The 20,830-nt window shown below is 68.9% G+C and carries 16 protein-coding genes; 6 read left to right on the forward strand and 10 right to left on the reverse strand.

The window, feature by feature from the left end:
* Positions 1-240: 240 nt before the first annotated feature.
* Positions 241-1,266 carry a YlbL family protein gene (locus NA10_RS25875; protein WP_218021585.1) on the reverse strand — a complete coding sequence of 342 codons (1,026 nt, stop codon included), beginning with the start codon at positions 1,264-1,266 and terminating at the stop codon, positions 241-243.
* An 85-nt stretch (positions 1,267-1,351) separates the two neighbouring features.
* Between NA10_RS25875 and NA10_RS25880 the strand changes: the two genes are divergently transcribed.
* The 3 genes from NA10_RS25880 (at position 1,352) to NA10_RS25890 (ending at position 5,285) form a co-directional block, all read left to right on the forward strand.
* A complete protein-coding gene (locus tag NA10_RS25880; protein WP_067572441.1) occupies positions 1,352-2,779 on the forward strand; it encodes a zinc-dependent metalloprotease in 1,428 nt (475 codons plus the stop codon).
* Positions 2,780-2,913: 134 nt separating this feature from the next.
* On the forward strand, positions 2,914-3,855 hold the full coding sequence (locus NA10_RS25885) for a hypothetical protein (protein WP_067572443.1): 942 nt from the start codon (positions 2,914-2,916) through the stop codon (positions 3,853-3,855).
* A gap of 44 nt (positions 3,856-3,899) precedes the next feature.
* Positions 3,900-5,285, forward strand: a complete 1,386-nt coding sequence (locus NA10_RS25890; protein ID WP_067572445.1) for an ABC1 kinase family protein — start codon at positions 3,900-3,902, stop codon at positions 5,283-5,285.
* A gap of 89 nt (positions 5,286-5,374) precedes the next feature.
* Here the strand turns inward: NA10_RS25890 and NA10_RS25895 are convergent, their stop codons facing one another.
* The 5 genes from NA10_RS25895 to NA10_RS25915 all read right to left on the reverse strand — a co-directional run bounded on the left by NA10_RS25895 (position 5,375) and on the right by NA10_RS25915 (position 9,473).
* Positions 5,375-5,608: a WhiB family transcriptional regulator gene (locus NA10_RS25895; protein WP_084515246.1), complete on the reverse strand. Its 234-nt coding sequence runs from the start codon at positions 5,606-5,608 to the stop codon at positions 5,375-5,377.
* Between the two features lie 216 nt (positions 5,609-5,824).
* Entirely contained in the window at positions 5,825-6,190 is a 366-nt protein-coding gene (locus NA10_RS25900) for a hypothetical protein (protein WP_067572447.1), read from the reverse strand.
* A gap of 211 nt (positions 6,191-6,401) precedes the next feature.
* Positions 6,402-8,546, reverse strand: coding sequence for an ATP-dependent DNA helicase UvrD2 (locus NA10_RS25905; protein ID WP_157556736.1), 2,145 nt, complete (start codon positions 8,544-8,546; stop codon positions 6,402-6,404).
* 51 nt (positions 8,547-8,597) lie between these two features.
* Positions 8,598-8,804 carry a hypothetical protein gene (locus NA10_RS25910; protein ID WP_157556737.1) on the reverse strand — a complete coding sequence of 69 codons (207 nt, stop codon included), beginning with the start codon at positions 8,802-8,804 and terminating at the stop codon, positions 8,598-8,600.
* A gap of 285 nt (positions 8,805-9,089) precedes the next feature.
* Positions 9,090-9,473, reverse strand: coding sequence for a MarR family winged helix-turn-helix transcriptional regulator (locus NA10_RS25915; protein WP_067572453.1), 384 nt, complete (start codon positions 9,471-9,473; stop codon positions 9,090-9,092).
* 81 nt (positions 9,474-9,554) lie between these two features.
* On the opposite strand from NA10_RS25915, the gene NA10_RS38880 reads away from it, so the two are divergent.
* Positions 9,555-9,806, forward strand: a complete 252-nt coding sequence (locus tag NA10_RS38880; RefSeq protein ID WP_067572455.1) for a mycoredoxin — start codon at positions 9,555-9,557, stop codon at positions 9,804-9,806.
* A 94-nt stretch (positions 9,807-9,900) separates the two neighbouring features.
* Here NA10_RS38880 and nudC read toward each other — a convergent pair whose 3' ends face one another.
* The 4 genes from nudC to NA10_RS38885 form a co-directional block, all read right to left on the reverse strand.
* Positions 9,901-10,803: an NAD(+) diphosphatase gene (gene nudC / locus NA10_RS25925; RefSeq protein ID WP_067572457.1), complete on the reverse strand. Its 903-nt coding sequence runs from the start codon at positions 10,801-10,803 to the stop codon at positions 9,901-9,903.
* A gap of 60 nt (positions 10,804-10,863) precedes the next feature.
* Positions 10,864-11,922, reverse strand: a complete 1,059-nt coding sequence (locus tag NA10_RS25930; protein ID WP_067572509.1) for a potassium channel family protein — start codon at positions 11,920-11,922, stop codon at positions 10,864-10,866.
* Positions 11,923-12,021: 99 nt separating this feature from the next.
* Positions 12,022-15,960, reverse strand: a complete 3,939-nt coding sequence (locus tag NA10_RS25935) for an ATP-dependent helicase (RefSeq protein ID WP_373862425.1) — start codon at positions 15,958-15,960, stop codon at positions 12,022-12,024.
* Positions 15,961-15,962: 2 nt separating this feature from the next.
* Positions 15,963-19,607, reverse strand: a complete 3,645-nt coding sequence (locus tag NA10_RS38885) for an ATP-dependent helicase (RefSeq protein ID WP_067572459.1) — start codon at positions 19,605-19,607, stop codon at positions 15,963-15,965.
* Positions 19,608-19,693: 86 nt separating this feature from the next.
* Between NA10_RS38885 and NA10_RS25945 the strand changes: the two genes are divergently transcribed.
* Positions 19,694-20,479, forward strand: coding sequence for an alpha/beta fold hydrolase (locus NA10_RS25945; RefSeq protein WP_067572462.1), 786 nt, complete (start codon positions 19,694-19,696; stop codon positions 20,477-20,479).
* 9 nt (positions 20,480-20,488) lie between these two features.
* Positions 20,489-20,794, forward strand: a complete 306-nt coding sequence (locus tag NA10_RS25950; RefSeq protein ID WP_067572464.1) for an MGMT family protein — start codon at positions 20,489-20,491, stop codon at positions 20,792-20,794.
* The last annotated feature ends 36 nt before the right edge of the window (positions 20,795-20,830 follow it).

The following is a 20,830-nucleotide window of genomic DNA, read 5'->3' on the forward strand; positions in this document are numbered from 1 at the left end:
GGGGAGAGACGCACCCGACACATGGAAATGGGGTAGCGCACACGCGCAGGGAGAGACGCGGCACGTCATCCCCGGGATGCTTTCGGCCGGGATCCACAGCCGGCGGTACTCACCCTGAAAGTGTGGATCCCGGCCAAAAACGCGCCGGGATAACGGGGCCTGCGCTGCGGGATGACGGTGACGGGGGCCGGGCTGCGGGATGACGGTGACGGGGCTGGGCTGCAGGATGACGGGGGCTGGCTAGTTACAGCTGGGGGTTTCCTTGCCCGCGTTGAGGTCGTCGAGGGCTTGTACGGCCCCGGCGAGGTTCTCGACCTTGACGAGTTTCAGGCCGTCCGGTGTGCGCTGGGCGGCCTCACCGCAGTTGGCGGCGGGGACCAGGAAGGTCGTCGCGCCCGCCTCGTGCGCGGCGATCATCTTGTACTGGATGCCGCCGATCGGGCCGACCTTGCCGTCCGGATCGATGGTGCCGGTGCCCGCGATGAACTTGTTGCCGCTGAGCTCACCCGGGGTGAGTTTGTCGATCAGGGCCAGGGTGAACATGAGACCGGCCGAGGGTCCGCCGATCTCGGCGAGGTTGAAGTCCACCTGGAGTGGGCCGCTGGCGAATTCACCGGGCGTGATGCCGAGATAGCCCTTGGCGGAGTCGTCGGGTCGCGCGCCCAGGGTGATCTCGGCGGTCTGCTCCTGCCCGTCGCGGCGGAACACCACCGGAATCGCACTGCCCGGCTTGGCCGCGGACACCGCCGCCACCACATCCTTGGAACTGGCGATCGGCTTACCGTCGACGCTCACCAATTCATCGCCCTTGCGCAGCACGTCCTTGGCGGGCCCGTCCTCGGTGACCGCGCGCAACCGCACCACGGTCGGCATCTTCAGATAATGCAGGGCCGCCAATTCCGCATTGTCTTCGGAATCCTTGAAGTCCTGTTGATTGGATTTGTCTATCTCGTCACGCGAGACGCCGGGCGGATACACCTCGGCGCGCGGAACAAGACCGTGCTGACCATCGAGCCAGAGGCCGAATGCCTCGAAGATATTCAGCTGATCGCGAACGGAGACCGTCGTCATATTCAGATTGCCGGCGGTGGGATCGACGGGTGCTCCGCGCACCTCGACGACCTCTTTTCCATTCACTTCCCCCAGCGTATTGAACGTCGGCCCAGGTCCGAGCGCCACGAACGGGACGGTGACGACACTGCCGATGATCCCCAGCACCAAAATCGGGATCAGGGCGGCGAGCAGGGTGAATATCCGACGGTTCACGCGGCCAAGGGTACTGGTGATGCCCCCGATTGCCGCGTTCCGCTCGGCGGTTCGCCGCTTGGAAGGCTCCAGTACCGTAGATGTCATGAGTGATTTCCCGTTCGGATTCTCGAATCGCGACGACGATCCGGAGCGCAAGCCCGGCGACGAGTCCAGCGGTTCCGGTGCGAACAACCCGTTCGGACTCGGTGGTCCGGGCGGCGGCGGATTCGATCCCTCGCAACTCGGTCAGATGCTCAGTCAGCTGGGTCAGATGTTCACCAGCATGAGCCAGCCCGGCGGGGATTCGGGTCCGGTCAATTACGACCTGGCCAAACGCCTGGCCCGCCAGCAGCTCGGCGCGAGCGTCACCCCGGTCACCGAGGGCGAGCAGCGCGCGGTCGCCGATGCCTCGCATCTGGCCGAACTCTGGCTCGACCCGGTCACCACGCTGCCCGCGGGCGCGACCAAGACCGCGGCCTGGACCGCCAATGACTGGATCGAGGAGACGCTGCCGACCTGGAAGCGGCTGTGTGATCCGGTGGCGCAGCAGGTTTCGGGCATGTGGACCGCGACCCTGCCCGCCGAGGCCAAGGAGTTCGCCGCGCCCATGATGGGCATGCTCGGGCAGATGGGCGGGCTCGCCTTCGGTTCGCAGCTCGGCTCGGCGCTCGGCCAGCTCGCCAAGGAGGTGCTGACCTCCACCGATATCGGCCTGCCGCTCGGCCCGGCCGGGACCGGGGCGCTCATGCCCGCGGCCATCTCCGAGTTCAGCACCGGACTGGAGCAGCCCGAGAGCGAGATCCTGGTCTACCTGGCCGCTCGCGAGGCCGCGCATCAGCGCCTGTTCGGGCATGTGCCGTGGCTGCGCCAGCAGGTGCTGGGCGCGGTCGAGGATTACGCGCGCGGTATCAAGATGGATTTCTCGGCCATCGAACAGGCCGCGGCCGGACTCGATCCGATGACGCTGGTCTCGGATCCATCGAAATTGGAGGAGCTGCTTTCGCAAGGCACCTTCGAACCGCAGACCACACCCGAACAGCAGGCCGCGCTGGATCGCCTGGAGACCCTGCTCGCGCTCATCGAGGGCTGGGTCGAGACCGTGGTGACCGATGCCGTCGGCGATCGGCTGCCCGGTGCGGGCGCGCTGGCCGAAACTCTGCGCCGCCGCCGCGCCACCGGTGGACCGGCGGAGCAGACCTTCGCGACCCTGGTCGGGCTGGAACTGCGCCCGCGCAAGGTGCGCGAGGCGGCCACGCTGTGGCGGCGGCTCACCACCGATGCGGGCATCGAGCGGCGTGACGGCGTCTGGGCGCATCCGGACCTGCTGCCGGACTCCTCGGATCTGGACACACCGGCCGGTTTCATCGATTCGGTACTCGGCGGCGGCACAACCGCTTTCGACGATCCGCTGGCCCAGCTCGCCGAGGTGGAGAAGCGCGAGCGGGCCGAGAAGGACAAGGCGGCCGGGGACAAGCCGGTCGACACCGAGAAGAAGCCCGGCGACGACGAGGGCGATACCCCCGCTTCTTGAGAGCGGAACCGATCAGGTGCCGCCGCCCCCGGTGCGCAACCCTCATTGGGCGACTTGTGGATAACCCTCGAAAGCGCTGGTAGTCAGGCGTTTCCGAGGGTTTTCGCCTTCTCGGGTCGGCGCAGAATTCATCCATGACCACGCTCGCGCGTACTTACGGACCGATGCTGCATCCGCGAATCACGGTGCTGGTGCGCCGGAATGGGGCGGTGCAGTTGGGGTGGGCTCCCGGGGAGGCGATACTGCTGCGGCCGCCCGGACCGGCGGAGGCGGTGCCCGCGCTCCTGCGATTGCTGGACGGTGCTCGGCCGGAGGGCGAGATTCTCTGTGCGGCGCGGGAATTGGGGTTCAGCACGGAGAGCGTTCGCGGCGTGCTCGAGGCGCTCGACGATGCGGGGCTGCTGATCGACGCGGAGACGCCCTCGCGGCTCCGGCATGTTCGAGTGCATGGGCGCGGGCCGCTGTCCGATGCCCTGCTCGACGGTTTGCGGCGAATCGGGTTGCGGGGCAGCCATTCCTATCCCGGGCACGCACCCGACGCGCGGACCGAGCGACCGGATCTGGTGGTGCTGGCCGATGCCCTGGTTCCCGATCCGGCTCTGGTGGCCGAGCTCATGCGACGGCGAATCCCACATCTGCAGGTGCGGATTCGGGATGGGCGCGGGGTGATCGGCCCGCTGGTCCTGCCGGGCGAATCCAGCTGTCTGCGCTGCGCCGATCTGCTGCGCTGCGAGCTGGAGCCGGAGTGGCCGCGGTTGAGCGCCCAACTGCTGGGCCGGATCGGGCACGCCACCCCGGCCGGTATCGCCGCCGCGGCCGCCCTGGCGCTGCACGAGATCGACACCATCGCGCACGGAGCGGCCGAGTACGCACCCGCGTCGCTGAGCGCCACCCTCGAGTTGAATCTGGACCTACCGCATCTCGGGGTTCGGCCCTGGCCGGTGCATCCGCTCTGCGGTTGCCTGGACGCCCCGGAGCGGCACCGCAGCGCGTCCGGCGCACCCGCCGCGAACGAAATCGGCTCGGACAACATCGATCCCGCAGCACGCGGCAAGAGCGAATCGGAGTTGCTGTGACGGATCCCACTAAACGCTCGGACCCGCGATTACATCCAATTCCCATGGCGAACCGTCTGGGACATCGGCATGATGGGAGCGTGTCAGAGATTGTGAGCAAGCGCTCTTCCCGCAATGCCAAGTTGGCCAAGATTCCACTCGGTATCGCGGGGCGGGCGGCCGTGGGTTTCGGCCGCAAACTGGCCGGGGGCGATAAGACCGAGATCAACGCGGAACTCAACCAGAAGGCCGCGGAACAATTGTTCGCGGTTCTGGGCGAGCTCAAGGGCGGAGCCATGAAATTCGGGCAGGCGCTGTCCGTCTTCGAGGCGGCCGTGCCCGAGGAGTTCGGCGAGCACTACCGCGAGGCGCTCACCAAATTGCAGGCCGCGGCCCCGCCCATGCCGACCGCTGCCGTACACCGGCAGTTGGATCAGCAGTTGGGAACCGGCTGGCGGCAGCGCTTCCGTGAGTTCGACGATGAGCCCACCGCCTCGGCGAGTATCGGCCAGGTGCACAAGGCCGTCTGGTCGGACGGTCGCGTGGTCGCGGTGAAGGTGCAGTACCCGGGGGCTGACGAGGCGCTGCGCGCCGATCTCAAAACCCTCAATCGCATGGCGGGCATGATGGGCGCGCTCATTCCCGGCGCGGATGTGAAGCCCATTCTCGCCGAGATCAGCGAGCGCACCGAGGAGGAGCTGGACTACCGCATCGAGGGTGGGCATCAGCGGCAATTCGCCAAGGCCTTCGACGGTCACGCCCGCTTCCTGGTGCCGAAAGTCGTTGCCAGCGCGCCCAAGGTGATCGTCACCGAATGGCTGGACGATGCCACCCCGGTCTCCAAGGTCATCAGCCAGGGTATGGAGGATCCGGCGGGCACGGTGGAGCTGCGCAATCGGGTCGCCGCCCTGATGGGCGAATTCCATTTCTCCTCACCGGCGATCGCGGGCCTGCTGCACGCCGATCCGCATCCGGGCAATTTCATGGTCATGCCGGACGGCCGCCTGGCCGTCATCGACTACGGCGCCTGCGCACCGCTGCCCCATGGTTTCCCGCCGGTGCTGGGCCAGATGGTGGCGCTCGCGGTCGAGGAGCGTTTCGACGAACTCACCGAGCTGATGAACACCAACGGCTGGGTGATTCCCGGAAAGACGGTGACGCATCAGGAGATTCAGGACTACCTGCGCCCGTTCACCGATCCCATCAAGACCGAGACCTTCCACTTCACCCGTAAGTGGATGCAGCGGGTGGCGGGTAAGGCCACCGATATCTCCAATCAGGAGATGTTGAAAACCGCCCGCGCCCTGCAACTCCCGGCCGAGCACGTGATGATCTTCCGCGTGCTGGGCGGTTCCATCGGCATCTGCGCCCAGCTCGATGCCGAACTGCCGTTCATGAAGCTCATGCAGGATTGGGTGCCGGGGTACAAGGAGTACCGCACCGCCAGCTGAAAGCTACTGCCCCCGAACGCAAAACGACCCGCTTACCGAGAAGTAAGCGGGTCGTATGCGTTCTTTTTCACCCCCGGCGCTCAGGCCGATCATGCCACCGCGACCTTGCGCGGACGCCCCCGCGGGCGCTTACGGGCAATGACAACGCCCTGATCGAAGATCTCGCCGCCCCAGACACCCCAGGGCTCGGCGCGATCGATGGCGGCGGACAGGCAGCCCTGCCGGATCGGGCACGCGGCGCACAGCGTCTTGGCCTCTTCCAGCTGAGCCGGGCTCTCGGCGAACCAGAGATCGGGGTTGCCATCTCGGCAAGGTACGGACATCGTGGCGCCCCGGCGGATGCGGGGAGTCGAGGCCACGGTGTTGCGGCATGTCACGCGGTCACGGGTAACCGTGGTGGACACGTCGTTCTCCTTCTCGTGCAGCGGTCGTTTCGGTGTGTGAAGCGAAACCGGTGCCGGAAGGCGGAGGCCGAATACAACTATGGCCACGGTTTCGCTTCTGGGCGATCCGTGGCCAGTCGGTCTGGGAGTTATCCCTTACCTGAGTCGACTCCTATGTCGGCTCTTGATCACGGTCGCGAGGTGGATGTTGCGGGGGCGGCGGGCTGCCGACAGCAGATGCACCGGATCGACTCCGGTTTCCGCTGCGAAGGCGGCGGCCACATATGTGGCTGCCTGGTGCCAGCTGCCCTCGGGCTTGTCCTGCTTCATGACGATCTGCTCTGCCGCTTGGGTTTTGGTTGCAAAACCCTGAAGACCAAGATCGCCGACAAAGCCGGACAGACGAATCCCCTGCGTAGCGAGGATCCCCCGGGAGACGGACATGACAGCGACGCCTGCAACCGTCGCCAAATCACCGGACATCGTCCGGACAGATGAATTGGTGTTCATGAAGTCGTTCACTGGTCTGCCTCCCTCCTGCTCTCGTATCCGATAAGTACCCATGCGCGCCGGGATTCCTCCCGTGTGCATGGAACCACCCTAAGTAGATATACCGATGCGCACAACCTATTTTTGACCAGCAGTTTTATGGTCTTGCGGACGATTATCGAGAAGGGCAGCGTGACAACCCGTTCCGGATGAATCCGGATGAATCCGGCATCGATGGGGCGAATCAGCCGTTGAGGCGCGACCGCACGATGGCCAGCACATCGGCCCCGTAGGTCTGTAGCTTCTTCGCACCGATTCCCGGGATGGCCACCAGCGCGCGATCATCGGCGGGGCGCTGTTCGGCGATGGCGGTCAGCGTGGTGTCGCTGAACACCACGAAATGCGGCAGCTTCAGCGACTCCGCCTTGTCCCTGCGCCATTCCTGGAGCGCGGCCAGCAGTTCGGTGTCCACATCCGCGGGACAGCGGGTGCAGCGGCCCAGCATGGTGGCCTGGGTATTGAGCAGTGGGCGGCCGCAGACCCGGCAGGTGGGATGCACGCGCTTGGGACCGCGCCGATCGGTCGTATTCGGCGCGATACGCGAGGCCGGGGAATCATCGGGGACCAGGCCGATGAGGAAGCGGGAGCGGCGGCGCACCTTGCGACCGCCCTCGGAACGCGCCAGCGCCCAGGACAATTGGAGATGCTCACGGGCGCGCGTCACGCCGACGTAGAGCAGCCTGCGCTCCTCCTCCAGGGCGGCCTCATCGCTGACCGCGCCGTCGTGGCCGAGCACATGCTGAATGGGCAGGGTGCCGTCGGCCAGGCCGACCAGGAATACCGCATCCCACTCCAGACCCTTGGCGGCGTGCAGTGAGGCCAGCGTGACGCCCTGCACGGTCGGTGGGTGCCGGGCCTCGGCGCGGGCGGCGAGCTCGCGCAGCAGGCCGCCGAAATCGAGCGTGGGTTCGTGGGTGCCGAGTTCCTCGGTGAGATTGACCAGGGCCATGAGGGCGGACCAGCGCTCGCGGGCCTGGACGCCGACGGGCTCCTCGACGGTGAGACCGATGCGGGCCAGCACGGCGCGCACCAGATTCACCAGTTCGATGCCGCGCGCGTCGGGCAGATCGTCGCGGGCGGCGGCCTGGCGCAGCGCCTGCACCGCCTGACGCACATCGGTGCGGTTGAAGAAGCCCTCGCCGCCGCGCACCTGGTATGGGATACCGGCCTCGGTGAGCGCCTGCTCGTACGCCTCGGACTGCGCGTTGATGCGGTAGAGCACCGCGATCTCGGCGGCGGGCACACCTTTGGCGAGCAGTTTGGTGACCGCGGCGGCGACGGCCGCGGCCTCGGCGGGCTCATCGTCGTATTCGGCGAAGGCCGGTTCCGGACCGTCGGGCCGCTGGCCGATGAGTTGCAGGCGGGTGCCCGCGATGCGCCCGCGGGCCGCGCCGATCACCCGGTTGGCAAGTGAGACCACCTGCGGGGTGGAGCGATAGTCCCGCTCCAGGCGGATCACCGTGGCCTCGGGAAACCGTCGCGAAAAGTCCAGCAGGAAGGCCGGACTCGCACCGGTGAAGGAGTAGATGGTCTGGTTGGCGTCGCCGACCACGGTCAGATCGTCGCGCTCGCCGAGCCAGGCGTCGAGTACCCGCTGTTGCAGCGGGGTGACGTCCTGATACTCGTCGACGACGAAACTGCGGTAGCGACCGCGGAACTCCTCCGCGACCGAGGTGTAGTCCTCCAGCGCGGCGGCGGTGTGCAGCAGCAGATCGTCGAAGTCCAGCCACAGCCCCTCGGCGGTGGTCTTGAGCGATTCGTAGCCGGAGTACACGGCCGCGACCTTCGACGCCTCGAACGGTGCGTCGCGCTGGAGCCGCGCGACGACGGCGGCGTAATCCTCCGGTGCGATGAGCGAGCCCTTGGCCCATTCGATCTCACCGGTCAGATCGCGCAGGGTGTCGGTGTCGGTGGCCAGCCCGGCGCGCCCGGCGGCCTGCGCCACGATGGGGAATTTGCGATCGAGCAGTTTCCACGGCACATCGCCGACCACCTGCGGCCAGAAGTACTTCAGCTGCCGCAGCGCCGCGGCGTGGAAGGTGCGCGCTTGGACCTGTCCGGCCTCGCCGCCCAGCCCCAGCGCCCGCAGTCGACTCCGCAGCTCACCCGCTGCGCGCGCGGTGAAGGTCACCGCAAGCACCTGATCGGCGCGCACATGCCCGGCCGACACCAGATGTCCGATGCGATGGGTGATGGTGCGGGTCTTACCCGTTCCCGCACCGGCCAGCACACAAACCGGACCGCGCGGTGCGCGCACGGCGGCCGCCTGCTCGGCATCGAGTTCGTCGAGCCGGAGCTTCTGGGTCGCGGCGACAGTCACGCGCACCATCATGACAGTGCCCGCCGACAACCCGCCCGCCGCTCACGCACCCGGCCCGAATCAGTAGGCGAAATGGGGGCGGCGGAGGTCGACACACCGCGAAACCGGCACGACTGGCCGCACGGCCCGCGCATCGTCGGGGACCGCGCCCAAGTATTGACCGCGGATTTCGGCGGCCGGGCGTTCGGTGGTCTGGTCGCGGGGCGCATCGCCCGCGAGGGCGGCATCACCGAAGACGTCATCCGCCCCTTCGCCGCCTGCCAGCAAGACCGCCCCACCCAGAACGTCCTCTCCTCCGAGACCATCGCAGCGCGCGGGCCGATGCCGTGCGCGGTAGGCAGGTTCGCCGGAGACCGAATCGATCCGACGCAATCACCGAGTGCGGCCCCTCGGACGACCGATTCAGAGCTCCGCCCGCGATCGCGGCGTCGATCCGATCGGCCTCCGGGCAATCGGCGCGGTACCGGGTTAGCGTGCCGTCGTGGTCAATGAGGTGCCCGCCATGGGCGGACGACGAGTGAGCGGCACGCGCGCGCACGACCCGGCCTGAATTCAGGCGCGGTCGCGGAGCCGGCGCAGCGCGGTGGCGAAGGACCCGGTGCGATCGCCGAGTGGGCCGAAGAAGTCGCGATCACACGATTCGACCGCGACGATGGCCCGATTGACCAGTGCCACACCGGTTTTCGTCGGCACCAGGGATTTGGCGCGCCGATCCGACGGGTGCTCGCGCCGCTCCACCAGACCCTTCTGCTCCAGGGTGCGCAGCACCTGGGAGGTCATCATCGGATCGGTGGCGGCGTGCGCGGCCAGATCGCGCTGCATGACCGGTTCGTCACCGGATTTCCCGGTGAGCCAGGTGAGCGAGGCCAGCAGACCCCATCGACGCCCTCCGCGACCGCCGCGGTCGAGCGCATGCGGGGCGGGGGACGGGCTCATGTGGCATGCGCGAGGGCGAACCGGTCCCCCGATCGTGAACTCGTGGGGAACACGATCGGAACCGGTCGCGTTGCACAGTCCGTGACTGCAACCGACCTGACCATGTACTCGACGACCTGGTGCGGCTACTGCCGCCGGCTCCGGACCCAGCTCGACGAGGCCGGTATCACCTACACGGTGATCGATATCGAAGAGAATCCGGATGCCGCCGAATTCGTGGGCAGCGTCAACAACGGCAACCATGTGGTGCCGACCATCAAGTACAGCGATGGGTCGACGGCGACGAATCCCAGCCTGGTGCAGGTCAAGAAGGCCCTCGCCAGCATCGGCTGAGTAGTCCCGAAAGCTGGGCCGGATAACTCATAGAACGAAAAAGCCGCACATCCACGTGGATGTGCGGCTTGTTGTGGTCGTGGAGAAGGGCGAATCAGCCTTCGGCGGCCCAGGATTCGACAATCGTGCGGGCGATCGAGATGGAGCCCGGAAGTAGCAGGCGCGCATCGGTTTTCGCGCCCCACGCCCCCGCTGCGAGGGCTTCGCGCACCTCGGCGCGGGTGAACCAGTGCGCCTCGGCGATCTCGCCGTCATGGAAGGTCACCTGCTGTTCGGGATCGGCGACGGCCGCGAAACCCAGCATGAGCGAGCGCGGGAATGGCCAGGGCTGGCTGCCCAGATAGCGGATATCGGTGACATGGACGCCGACCTCCTCGAACAGCTCGCGTTCGACACAGCGCTCGAGCGACTCCCCGGCTTCGACGAATCCTGCGAGCAGCGAGAACAGACCCTCCGGCCAGGTGTGCTGACGAGCCAGCAGCACCCGGTCGCCGCCGTCGTGAATGAGGCAGATGACGGCCGGATCGATGCGCGGGAATTCCTCGTGACCGGACTCGCTGGTGCGGGACCAGCCCCCGGCGGTCACGGTGGTCGGGGTGCCGTCGGCGGAGCTGAATCCGGCCTTGTCATGCCAGTTCAGCAGGGCGATGGCGGTGGAGAGCAGGCCGGTGCCGAAATCGTCCAACTCCAGGGTGCTGCCGTAGGCGCGCAGGTCGGCGAGGGTGCCGTCGATCTCGTTATCGCGCACGGCCCACAGGTGGATGCCGTCCTGAACGCCCAGGAAGACCGTGTTCGGCGCGGGCTCGGCGGCGAGTTCGGTGGCGGACTCCAGGATCACGGCGCCACCGTCGACCCGCACCTGCCCGCGCTTGTTCATCCGTAGCAGCTTGGCCTGCGCCCAGCCCTCTTTGAGAGCCTGCTCATCGGCGCGCAGGTGCTCCGCCCGATCGAGTGTGGTGCGAGACAGGACCGGAACCGCGTTCAGCTGAAAAGACACACACCGAGACTAGACGTATCAGGTTGCGGGACATGCCATTGCCGACCGTGAAGCGGGTGATCAGCCCTGTACGCGGCGGAGGTAGAGGAGTTTGTCGGCCTTTTCCAGGGCGTCGGTCTCGGGATCGCCGACGCGGATGAGGGTGCCGCCGCGGACCACGCCCAGGACGATATCGCGCAGGTGGCGGGGTGAGCCGCCGACTTCCTCGGGCTCGACCTCGCGTTCGGAGATGGCGAATCCGGCCTCGGGGGTGAGCAGATCCTCGATCATGTCGACGACGCTGGGGGTGGTGGTGGCGATGCCGAGCAGGCGGCCGGCGGTCTCGGAGGAGACGACCACCGAATCCGCGCCGGATTGCCGCAGCAGATGGGTGTTCTCGGCCTCGCGGACCGCGGCGGAGATGCGCGCCTTGGGATTGATCTCGCGGGCGGTGAGGGTGACCAGCACCGCGGTGTCGTCCCGATTGGGCGCGACCACGATGGCGGCGGCGTGCGCGACACCGGCCAGGCGCAGCACATCCGAGCGGGTCGCCGAGCCGTGCACGGTCACCAGACCGGCATTGGCGGCGGCCTCCAGGACCACCGGATCGGTGTCGACGACCACGATATCGGCGGGCTGGACCCCGTCACCGAGCATGGCGTCGACCGCGGTGCGGCCCTTGGTGCCGTAGCCGACGACCACGGTGTGATTGCGCACGCTGTGCCTCCATCGCTGAATCTTGAAAGCCTGCCGGGATCGTTCGGTGAGCACGGCCAGGGTGGTGCCGACCAACACGATGAGGAAGAGGATCCGCAGCGGGGTCACCACGAGGATATTGATGAGCCGGGCACCGGGGGTGACCGGCGTGATATCGCCATAACCGGTGGTGGAGAGCGAAACCGTCGCATAGTAGGCGGCATCGAGCAGCGACATGTGCTCCCGCGCGTTGTCGTGATAGCCGTCGCGGCCGAAGTACACCACCCCGGTGGCGATGGCCAGCAGCAGCACCGCCATCGCGAGCCGCCGCACCAGGGCCTGCCAGGGGCTGGCCTGTCCGACCGGGATGCGCAGAATGCCCACCAGGGCGAAGTCGGGCCGGTCGGTGAGCCGGGCCAAACCCCGTGCGGATTCACCGAACACGAGAATCACCGGCCATTTCGGGGACGTCTTGCTGCGGCACGGACCGGAGCGTACCTGTCCCCCGCCCACATTGCGGCATGGGTGCGGGGCGCGCCGTCGCTAGCCGAGCAGATCCGGCGGCAGGGATTCCGGATCCGGCGGGGGTTCGAAATCCGGTGGTGGGGGCTGGTCCGGGGGCTCGGCACCGGAGATGCGCGGCGAATCCGGCTCGAGCCGAAGCGAATCGACATCGATGGGCGGACGCGGTTCCGGCTGCGACGCGCGGCGGCCGGACGCGGCTGGGCCTCCCGTTGATCGCGACGGATCCGCACCGGCGGACGCCGCGGTGGCGGTCCGGCGGCCACCGCCCTCGGGCACCCGCGCGGTCGTGGCACCGGGACCCGCGGTCGCGCGACCGGACTCTTCGGCGAAAGGTTCGGTCGCATCATCGGATTCGAGGGTGCCGGGGCGGCGGAGCGGGGCGGCGGTGGTGATGAGGGCGGCGAGTTCCTCGGGGCCCGCGAGGTGGTCGGGGGCGATGGTGCGGACGGTGCGGACGTAGTGGAAGGCGGCGTGCGTCTTGGCCAGGATCTCGGCTTCGGGGACGCCGGAGCGGGCGGCCTCCAGCCGGGCCCAGGCCAGCCGGTAGACGGCGAGCTGGATGGCGACCGAATCCTCCTCCGCCGGTTTGGGTTCGCCGCCGGTCTTCCAGTCCACGACCACCCAGGAGCCGTCTGGCTCGCGGAAGACGGCGTCCATCCGGCCGCGAATCACGGTGCCCGCCAAGGAGGTTTCGAAGGAGACCTCCACCTCGACGGGATTGCGGTCGGCCCACTGCGAGGCCAGGAAGGCCTCCTGGAGCCGGACCAGTTCGGCATCGGTGTCGGTGATATCGGCCGCGCCGGGGAGTTCGTCGAAGGCGAGCAGGCGCGCACCGCCGAACCAGCGTTGCAGCCAGGCGTGGAAGGCGGTGCCGCGCCGGGTGAACGGGCTCGGCGGGTAGGGCAGCGGGCGGCGCAGGCGGGCGGCGAGTTTCGCCGGATCGGCGCGCAGGTCGACCAGCGAGGTGGCGGCGAGCTGGCCGGGGAGTTCGACCTCGCGCACCGCTTGTTCGGCGGCGAGGTGTTCGGCGAGGAGAGCGTCGACATCGGCGGCCCAGCCTTCGGGGTCCGCGTCCTTCTCGTCGAGCAGCTCCGAATCGACTGTGTCGCTGTCCGTTTCCTCGGCAAGGATTGGATCCTCGGCCAAGCCGAGGTCGAATTCGAATTGTTTGGGCTGGGATTCGACCTCGAGGGCTGTCAGTGCCGACTTGACCAGTGCCGCACCCTCTTCCACGAATTCGCGGCGGGAGCCGAGCGGGTCGCGCGGCCAATACGCCGTCGGCGGATTGTCGGTGAAGGGGTTTACCGTATCGGGCAATGGCGGATCGTCCCAGCGGTCGATCCGCACACTACGGTTGAGAGGGGAGTCGGGAACTTCGCTGGCCTCTTTGAGTTCTAGCAGAAAGTCGCTGGGGCCCTTGGGTTTCGAGCCGGTCTCGGCCCAGTGGTGGGCGGAGACGAACAGCGCGCGTTCGGTGCGGGTGAGCGCGACGTAGAACAGGCGGCGGTCCTCGTCGAGGCGGCGGCGGGCCAGGGCCTTCTTATGCGATTCGAGGGCGCGCTCCAGATCCGCGCGGTCGTAGAGGTCGGACAGGTCCAGGACGGGTACGCCATCGCCCGCGTCGTCCTGCTGCCGGTCACCGCGCAGTTGGGTGGGGAGTTCGGCGAGCGCGCCCATCCAGGTGGTGGTGCCGGTGCCGGAGGGGAAGGTGCCGTCCACCACGTGCGGTACGGCCACCACCTCCCATTCCAGGCCCTTGGCGGCGTGCACGGTGAGCACCTGCACCCGATCGTGCGCCACCTCGACCTCGCCGGGTTCCAGGCCGTTCTCGACTTCGGCTGCGGCGGAGAAGAAGTCGAGCAGACCGGCCAGCGAGGAGCGGTGGTCGGCGGAGTATCCTGCGACCACCTCGGCGAAGGCGTCGAGATGTTCGCGCCCGGCGGCGGCCACCGCCTTGCGCGCCTGCGTCTCCACGCCGACGCCGATGGTCCGCTCCACATCGGCGACCAGCTCCGGCAGCGGTTGCCCGGCGCGCTCGCGCAGTGCGCCCAGTTCGCGGCCGAGTGCCACGATGCGCGCGAACCCCTGTGCCGAATACTGCTCGGCCGCACCGGGATCGGCGATGGCATCGCCGAGTCCGGCCCGTTCGGCCGGTTCCGGCGCCACTTCCCGCAGGGCGGAGTCCAGGCCCGCCGCATCGGCGATCTCGGCGTTCTGACCGCCCGGCCGCCGGATCGACAGCTCCCGCGCACGCCGTGAGAGCGCGGCGATATCGGCGACGCCGATGCGCCAGCGCGCACCGGTCAGAATGCGTACCGCCGCGCTCCCGGCCGAGGGATCGGCGATGAGCCGAAGCGTCGCAACGATATCCGCGACCTCCGGCGTATGGAGCAGCCCGCCGAGACCGACGATTTCGACCGGCAGTCCCTGCTCGCGCAATGCCTCGGCCAATGGCGCGGCATCGGCGTTGCGCCGTACCAGCACGGCGGATGTGGGCGGCTCCCCACCACTGTCGGCAGCCGCCTCCCACTCCGCCTTTATCCGCTCGGCCACCCACTCCCGTTCCTCCGCAACGGTTTCCGCCAGCGCCAAGGCCACCAGCCCCGGCTCCGCGCCCGGCCGTGGCCGCAGCGCGTCCACCGTGACGCCGCCGCCCTCGGCGGCCTCGAGCCGCAGCGGGTCGGCCACCAGATTCGCCAGATCCAGGGCCTCGGGCGGATTGCGCCAGCTGGTCAGCAGCGGCAGTACCGGCGCGGGAACCCCCGGCGCACGGGGAAAGTCGGTCGCGAACCGCGGCAGATTCGCCGCCGACGCCCCACGCCAGCCGTAAATCGACTGCATGGGATCCCCCACCGCCGTCACCGCAAGTGGCTGCCCCTCCCCCGCGGCGAGCGACTCCCCCTCCGTCATCCCGGCGCGCTGCTGGCCGGGATCCACAGCGGCCGTGTCGATCCCGGCCGAGGACGCGCCTGGATGACGAGAGGGTTGGTCCGCCTCGGGACGAGCGGGCTCCACCGACCCGGGATGACCGGGAGCGCCCTCGGTCGGGGGTGGGTGCACGCCGCCGAAGAGGGCGGAGAGCAGGATGCGCTGGGAGTGGCCGGTGTCCTGGTATTCGTCGAGCAGGACGAGGCGGAAGCGGGTGCGTTCGGCGGTGCCGACCTCGGCGTGCAGGGCGGCGAGCTTTGCGGCCAGGGACATTTGGGCGCCGAAGTCGAGGGCGCCGCGGCGGCGGAGTTCGTCGGCGAGGCGTTCGACCAAGGGCAGCAGCGAGACTCGTTCGTGCTGGGTTTCCAGGATGTCGAGCAGGGCCTTCTTGGGGCCGCCCTTCTGGCGCGGACCGGCCGGGAGGGTGTGGATGAGCTGGTCCAATTCCTTATGGGCCGTGGCCAATTGGCGCGGCTCCACCAGGTGTTCGGCGAGCTGACCGGAGAGGGCCAGCACGGCCTCGGTGACCGAGACCGGACTGCGGTCGGTGTCGAGATCGCCGTCCCAGGTGGACACGACACGGTAGGCGAGCTGCCAGAGCTGAGTCTGGGTGAGCAGGGTGGCGGTGGGTTCGACCGGCAGCAGCAGACCGTATTCGGTGAGCAGGCGGCCCGCATAGGAGTGGTAGGTGCTGATCTCGGGTTCGGAGCCGGTGAGCAGTCCGCGCAATCGCCCGGTGGGGTCGAGGTCGCGCAGCAGCGGTGCGCCCGCGAGCCGCGCCAGGCGGGTGCGGATGCGGGTCGTCAACTGCTGGGCGGCTTTTCGGGTGAAGGTCAGGCCCAGGACCTGCTCGGGTTCGACCAGCCCATTGGCGACCATCCACACCACGCGCGCGGCCATGGTCTCGGTTTTGCCCGCGCCGGCGCCCGCCACCACCAGGGTCGGCTCGGGCGGGGCGGCGATGACCGCGGCCTGTTCGTCGGTGGGCGGCGGCAGGCCGAGGGCGTCGGCGAGTTGCCGGGGAGTGATTCTCACTCGTCGGTCACCTGGCGGCCGGTGTCCTGGACCGGGCAGCTGCCCGCGACCTTGCAGTGCCGGCAGCCGTCATTGCGCATGGCCAGATAGCTGGGTCCGGTGGAGGCGGCGGCCGCGTCGTGAATGACGCCGCGCCACTCTTCGACCCCGCCGTCGTCGAGCGCGGGCTGCATGCGTTCGGTGGCCGCACCGTCGCGGGCGCTGGGTTTGGCCACGTACACCAGGCGCGCGCCACCGGGTTCCCCCTCGCCGAGCGCACCCGCGGCGGCCGCGACCTGATAGGTGGCGAGCTGTGCATGCTCCTGCGCGGCCTGTTTGGTGATCGGCGTCTTACCGGTCTTCACATCCACAATGACGAAGCGCCCCTGCGCATCTCGCTCCAGCCGGTCCATCCGGCCGCTGATCCGGACCGGCAGTTCCCCGGGTGTGCGCGCGGGCAGTACGCAGTCGATCGGGACCTCGACGCCGATATTGGTGAGTTCGTCGCGGGTGTTGCGCAGCCACGCCAGGAAGGTGTCGACCATGGTTTCGGTACGGCGCAATTCGGCGCGCGAATACCAGTTCTCGCCGTCGCGGGCGGTGGGGTCGATCTTCTTCCACGCCTTGACCAGAGCGGTCTTGACCTGGTCCTCGGTGACCTGACCGGCGAGCGCCTGCACCAGGGTGTGCACCAGATTTCCCTTGAGCGCGTGCGGATTCTCGCCGTCACCGCCGCCGTGCCGCTCCAGCGCCCAGCGCAGCGGACAGGTCTTGAGCTGTTCGACGGTGGAGGGTGAGAGCGCGACCGAACCGTCCTCGCTGTTCCACAGCGGGCTGTCGGAGGAGAGTTCGGCGGTGCCGTACCAATCGTCGGGGTGCGCGCCCCGGACCCCGGCGCGCGCCAGTTTGGCGAGCTGCCGGGCGGCGCGGGTGCGGCGCTCCGGGGTGGTCTCGGGATCGCATGCGGCACCGCGTAATTCGGCGATGAGGGTGTGCATGGCCAAGGCCCGGCCCGGATCGGCCGCGGGCGGAATCCGACCGGGCTGACCATCTTCCCCGTCGGCGTCGAGTTCGGCGAGGAAGCGGGAAGGCACCAGATCCTGGTCTCCGGTGACGGATTCGACGGCGGTCACCAGCAGGGACCGCCGCGCCCGGCTGCACGCCACCAGCAACAGGCGGCGTTCCTCAGCGAGCAACGGTGCAGCGCGGCTTACCTTCTCACCCGAATCCCTCACGCCCGCAAGCACATCCACCATATCTTCGACACCAAGCAGGGTGCCGCGCGGCCGCAGGTTCGGCCAGATACCCTCCTGTACAGCGGCAACCGCGACGGTGTCCCACTCGCGTCCGGCGGCGGAGTGCGCACTGCAAATGGTGACGGCCTCGCCGGGATCGGTGTGCGGGGCGTTGTCCTGCGGAATCTCCTGCTGCTCCAAGTATTCCACGAAGCCCTCGATGGTGGCGCGGGGCAACCGGTCCACGTAGGCCGCGGCGGCCTCGAACAACCCGACCACGGCGTCGAGGTCCCGGTCGGCCTGCATGCCCACCGCTCCCCCTCGCTCGGACTGCCCGACCCAGCGCCGTTCGAGGGTGGATCCGGTCCACAATCCCCACAGCACATCCTCGAGGCCGCCGCCGTCACGGCGCACCTTGCGCGCCCGGCCGAGCGCCTTCAACACCCGCTGCAACGGCGCGGCCTCCACCGGCGTCAACTTCGCCAGGATGACCTGATTCCCGGCCCCCACCAACAGATCCCGCAGAATCTCCGCCGACGACCGATCCAGATCCGCATACCGATCCGCCGCGTCCGGGTCATCGGCGCGATCGGTCGCAGCACCGGAGGCCGCCGCGGCACCGGCGGAGTCGGCCTTCGGATCCCGTTCGCGGCCAACGGGTTCGGCGAGCTCGGATTCCTCCGCCTCGCGCATACGTTCCGGATGGCCGAGTTCCAGCACGGTACGCCGAATACCGCGGCGCAGTCGCCGCAGGCTGATCTGATCCGCCCCGCCGAGTGGACCGGCAAGCAGATCGAGCGCGTCGTCCGCCGTGAAGGCGATCGGCCTCGGATGCCTGACCTGCGTCGGATCCCCGGCGGTGACCGCCCGCAACGCCAGCATGGCCCAGGCCGCACCGCGCCGCCGCGCCAGCGGCACGTCGGCGGGCGGCTGCCGCACCGGCACCCCCGCGGCCAGCAACGCGCGCCGCAGCGGAGCCAGAGACAGTGGGACGGAACGAACAATGACCGCCATCCGGGACCACGGGACACCGTGGGTGAGGTGCGCGCGGCGCAGGTGGTCCGCGATCAGCGCGGCCTCCTTGGCGGGCGTGGTGAGCACCTGCACCCGCACCTCGCCGTCGAATGCCGTACTCGCCCAGTAACTCCCATCAGCACGCGACGAGTCGGCGGACGTGGGCGGGGCACCCTCGCCGGGACCCCCGGCATCGGGCGACCGCGACTCGTCCACACCGGATGCACCCGCCCGGCCGTGTCCATTCGAGCCGGGAGTCCGCCCTTCGCCGTCGGCCGCGAGCTCGCGCACGAAGTCCGTGCCATCGGACGGGCGGAGCAGGGATGCGGGCGGGGTGCGGTGACGGCCCACGCCGGGCAGGCGGGAGGTGATGCGGGCGGCGACTTCTTGCAGGGCGGTGCCGGATCTGTGGCTGGGGCGCAGGATGATTCGGCGGTCCGCGGGCGCTCCGGGGTCGGCGGCGAAGCGGGCGTCCGCACCCCGGAAGGTGAAGATGGCCTGGTCCGGGTCGGCCGCCAGCACGGTGGTCGCGGTACCGCTGCCGAGCTCTCGAATGAGTTGGGCGGCAAGGGGATCCAGATGCTGGGCATCATCCACCAGGATGGTGTGCAGCCGGGCCTGTTCGGCGGCGAGCAGGTCCGGATCGAGCAGCAGCGCGTCCAAGGCCGCGCCGATCAATTCGGCAGCGTCCAGGGCGGGCGCGCTGGCCTCGGGCACGTCCATGCCCACGGACCAGCGCAGCAGCATGATCTGCTCATAGCGCTCGAAGAACCGACCCGCCGCCACCCATTCGGGATGCTGGTGGGCATGTCCGAGGGCGATCAGATCCTCGGGTCCGAGCCCGCGTTCGGTAGCGCGCAGCATGAGGTCCCGCAACTGTTCGGCGAATCCCCCGGTGGGCAGTGCCGGATGCAGTCTCTCGGGCCACTCCGGGGCATCCTCGGCGAGTTCCCCGCGCAGCATTTCCCGAATGACGATGTCCTGTTCGGACCCGGTGAGCAGGCGCGGTGGCGGATTACCGTGCGCGGCCGAGACGGTGCGCAGGAGGCCGAAGGCATAGGAGTGCAGGGTGCGCACCAATGGGCCGCGTGTGGCTCCTGGTACCCCACCCAGCAATGGATCGGCCTCGACAATTCGGGCGGTAATGGCATTGCGCACCGCGGTGGCCGCCCGTTTGGTGTAGGTGAGCACCAGCACCGACTCCGGATCGGCCCCGGCCACAATGCGCTGAGCGGCGATATCGACCAGCAGTGCGGTCTTGCCGGTGCCCGGCCCGCCCAGCACCCGCCAGGGGACCCAGCCGGGGTCGATACTGCCGTCCTCGAACAGCGGCCGGAGGGCGGCGTCCCACTCCCGGGGGTGGGAGACTGCCTCGGCCCGGCGCACCAATTGCACCGAGCTATCCGATCGCATCACGTCGGCTATTTCAACAGACCGCCCCGACATCTTCGGTATGCCATCCGCCGGCGGTGCCGCCGGTCACGTCGCGGGGCAGCAGAATGGGCGGGGTGTCCGATCTTCATGTGCATTATTTCGGTCCTTCGACCGGTCCGGTTGTGCTGGCGCTCCACGGTCTGACCGGGCACGGCAGGCGCTGGGAGGCGCTCGCGCGGGAGCAGCTGCCCGATCTGCGGATTATTGCGCCGGATCTGCGTGGACACGGGAGGTCGCCCGGCGTGCCGCCGTGGGATTTCGAAACGATCGTGTCGGACCTGGTGACGGTGCTGCGCCGGGAGACGAGCGAACCGGTGGTGGTACTCGGGCATTCGTTCGGCGCGGCGGTCGGGGTGCGGCTGGCGCGGTCGCATCCGGAGCTGGTGCGCGGGCTGGTGCTGCTGGATCCGGCGATCGGCCTGGATCCGGAGTTCATGCTGCGCATCGCGAATTCGATGCTGGAGCGCCCCGATTACGCGACCGTGGACGATGCCCGCTTCGACAAGCTCGAGACCGCCTGGGCCGAGATCGATCCGGCGATCCTGGAAGCCGAACTGGCCGAACATCTGGCGCCCACGGCGCACGGCCGGGTCGGCTGGCGGATGAGCCTGCCCGCGGTCATCGCCTACTGGGGTCAGCTGGCCCGCGATTTCGTCCTGCCGCCCGCGGACCTGCCGACGATTCTGGTGCGGGCCATGAAGGTCGATCCGCCGTTCGTGACTCCGGCATTCCGCGCCGCGCTCACCGAGCACCTGGGCGACAATCTCATCGTGCGCGAATTCGATTGCGATCACATGGTGGCGCAGTCGCGTCCGGCCGAATCCGCGGCGCTCGTGCGCACACTGCTCTGAAGGAGGGGCATGGCCACCACCGATGCCGATATCGAACGCGTCCGCGAGTTGGTGGCGGCCATTCCACCCGGCCGGGTCGCCACCTACGGCGATATCGCGGCCGCGGCGGGTCTGTCCACACCCCGTACGGTCGGCTGGATCATGCGCACCGACTCCGCGGATCTGCCGTGGCATCGGGTGCTGCGCGCGAACGGCACGCCCGCACCGCATTTGGCGCATCGGCAGCTCCGCGAGCTGGCGGCCGAGGGCTGTCCGGTGCTCGATGACCGGGTGGATCTGCAACGCGCCCGGCACCACTTCGACTCGCCGGACTGAGCTGCCGACCGGCGGTGAAGCCCGGATTCGGTTCCG

The sequence above is a fragment of the Nocardia acidivorans NBRC 108247 genome (assembly GCF_001625085.1).
GTDB classification, from domain to species: domain Bacteria; phylum Actinomycetota; class Actinomycetes; order Mycobacteriales; family Mycobacteriaceae; genus Nocardia; species Nocardia acidivorans.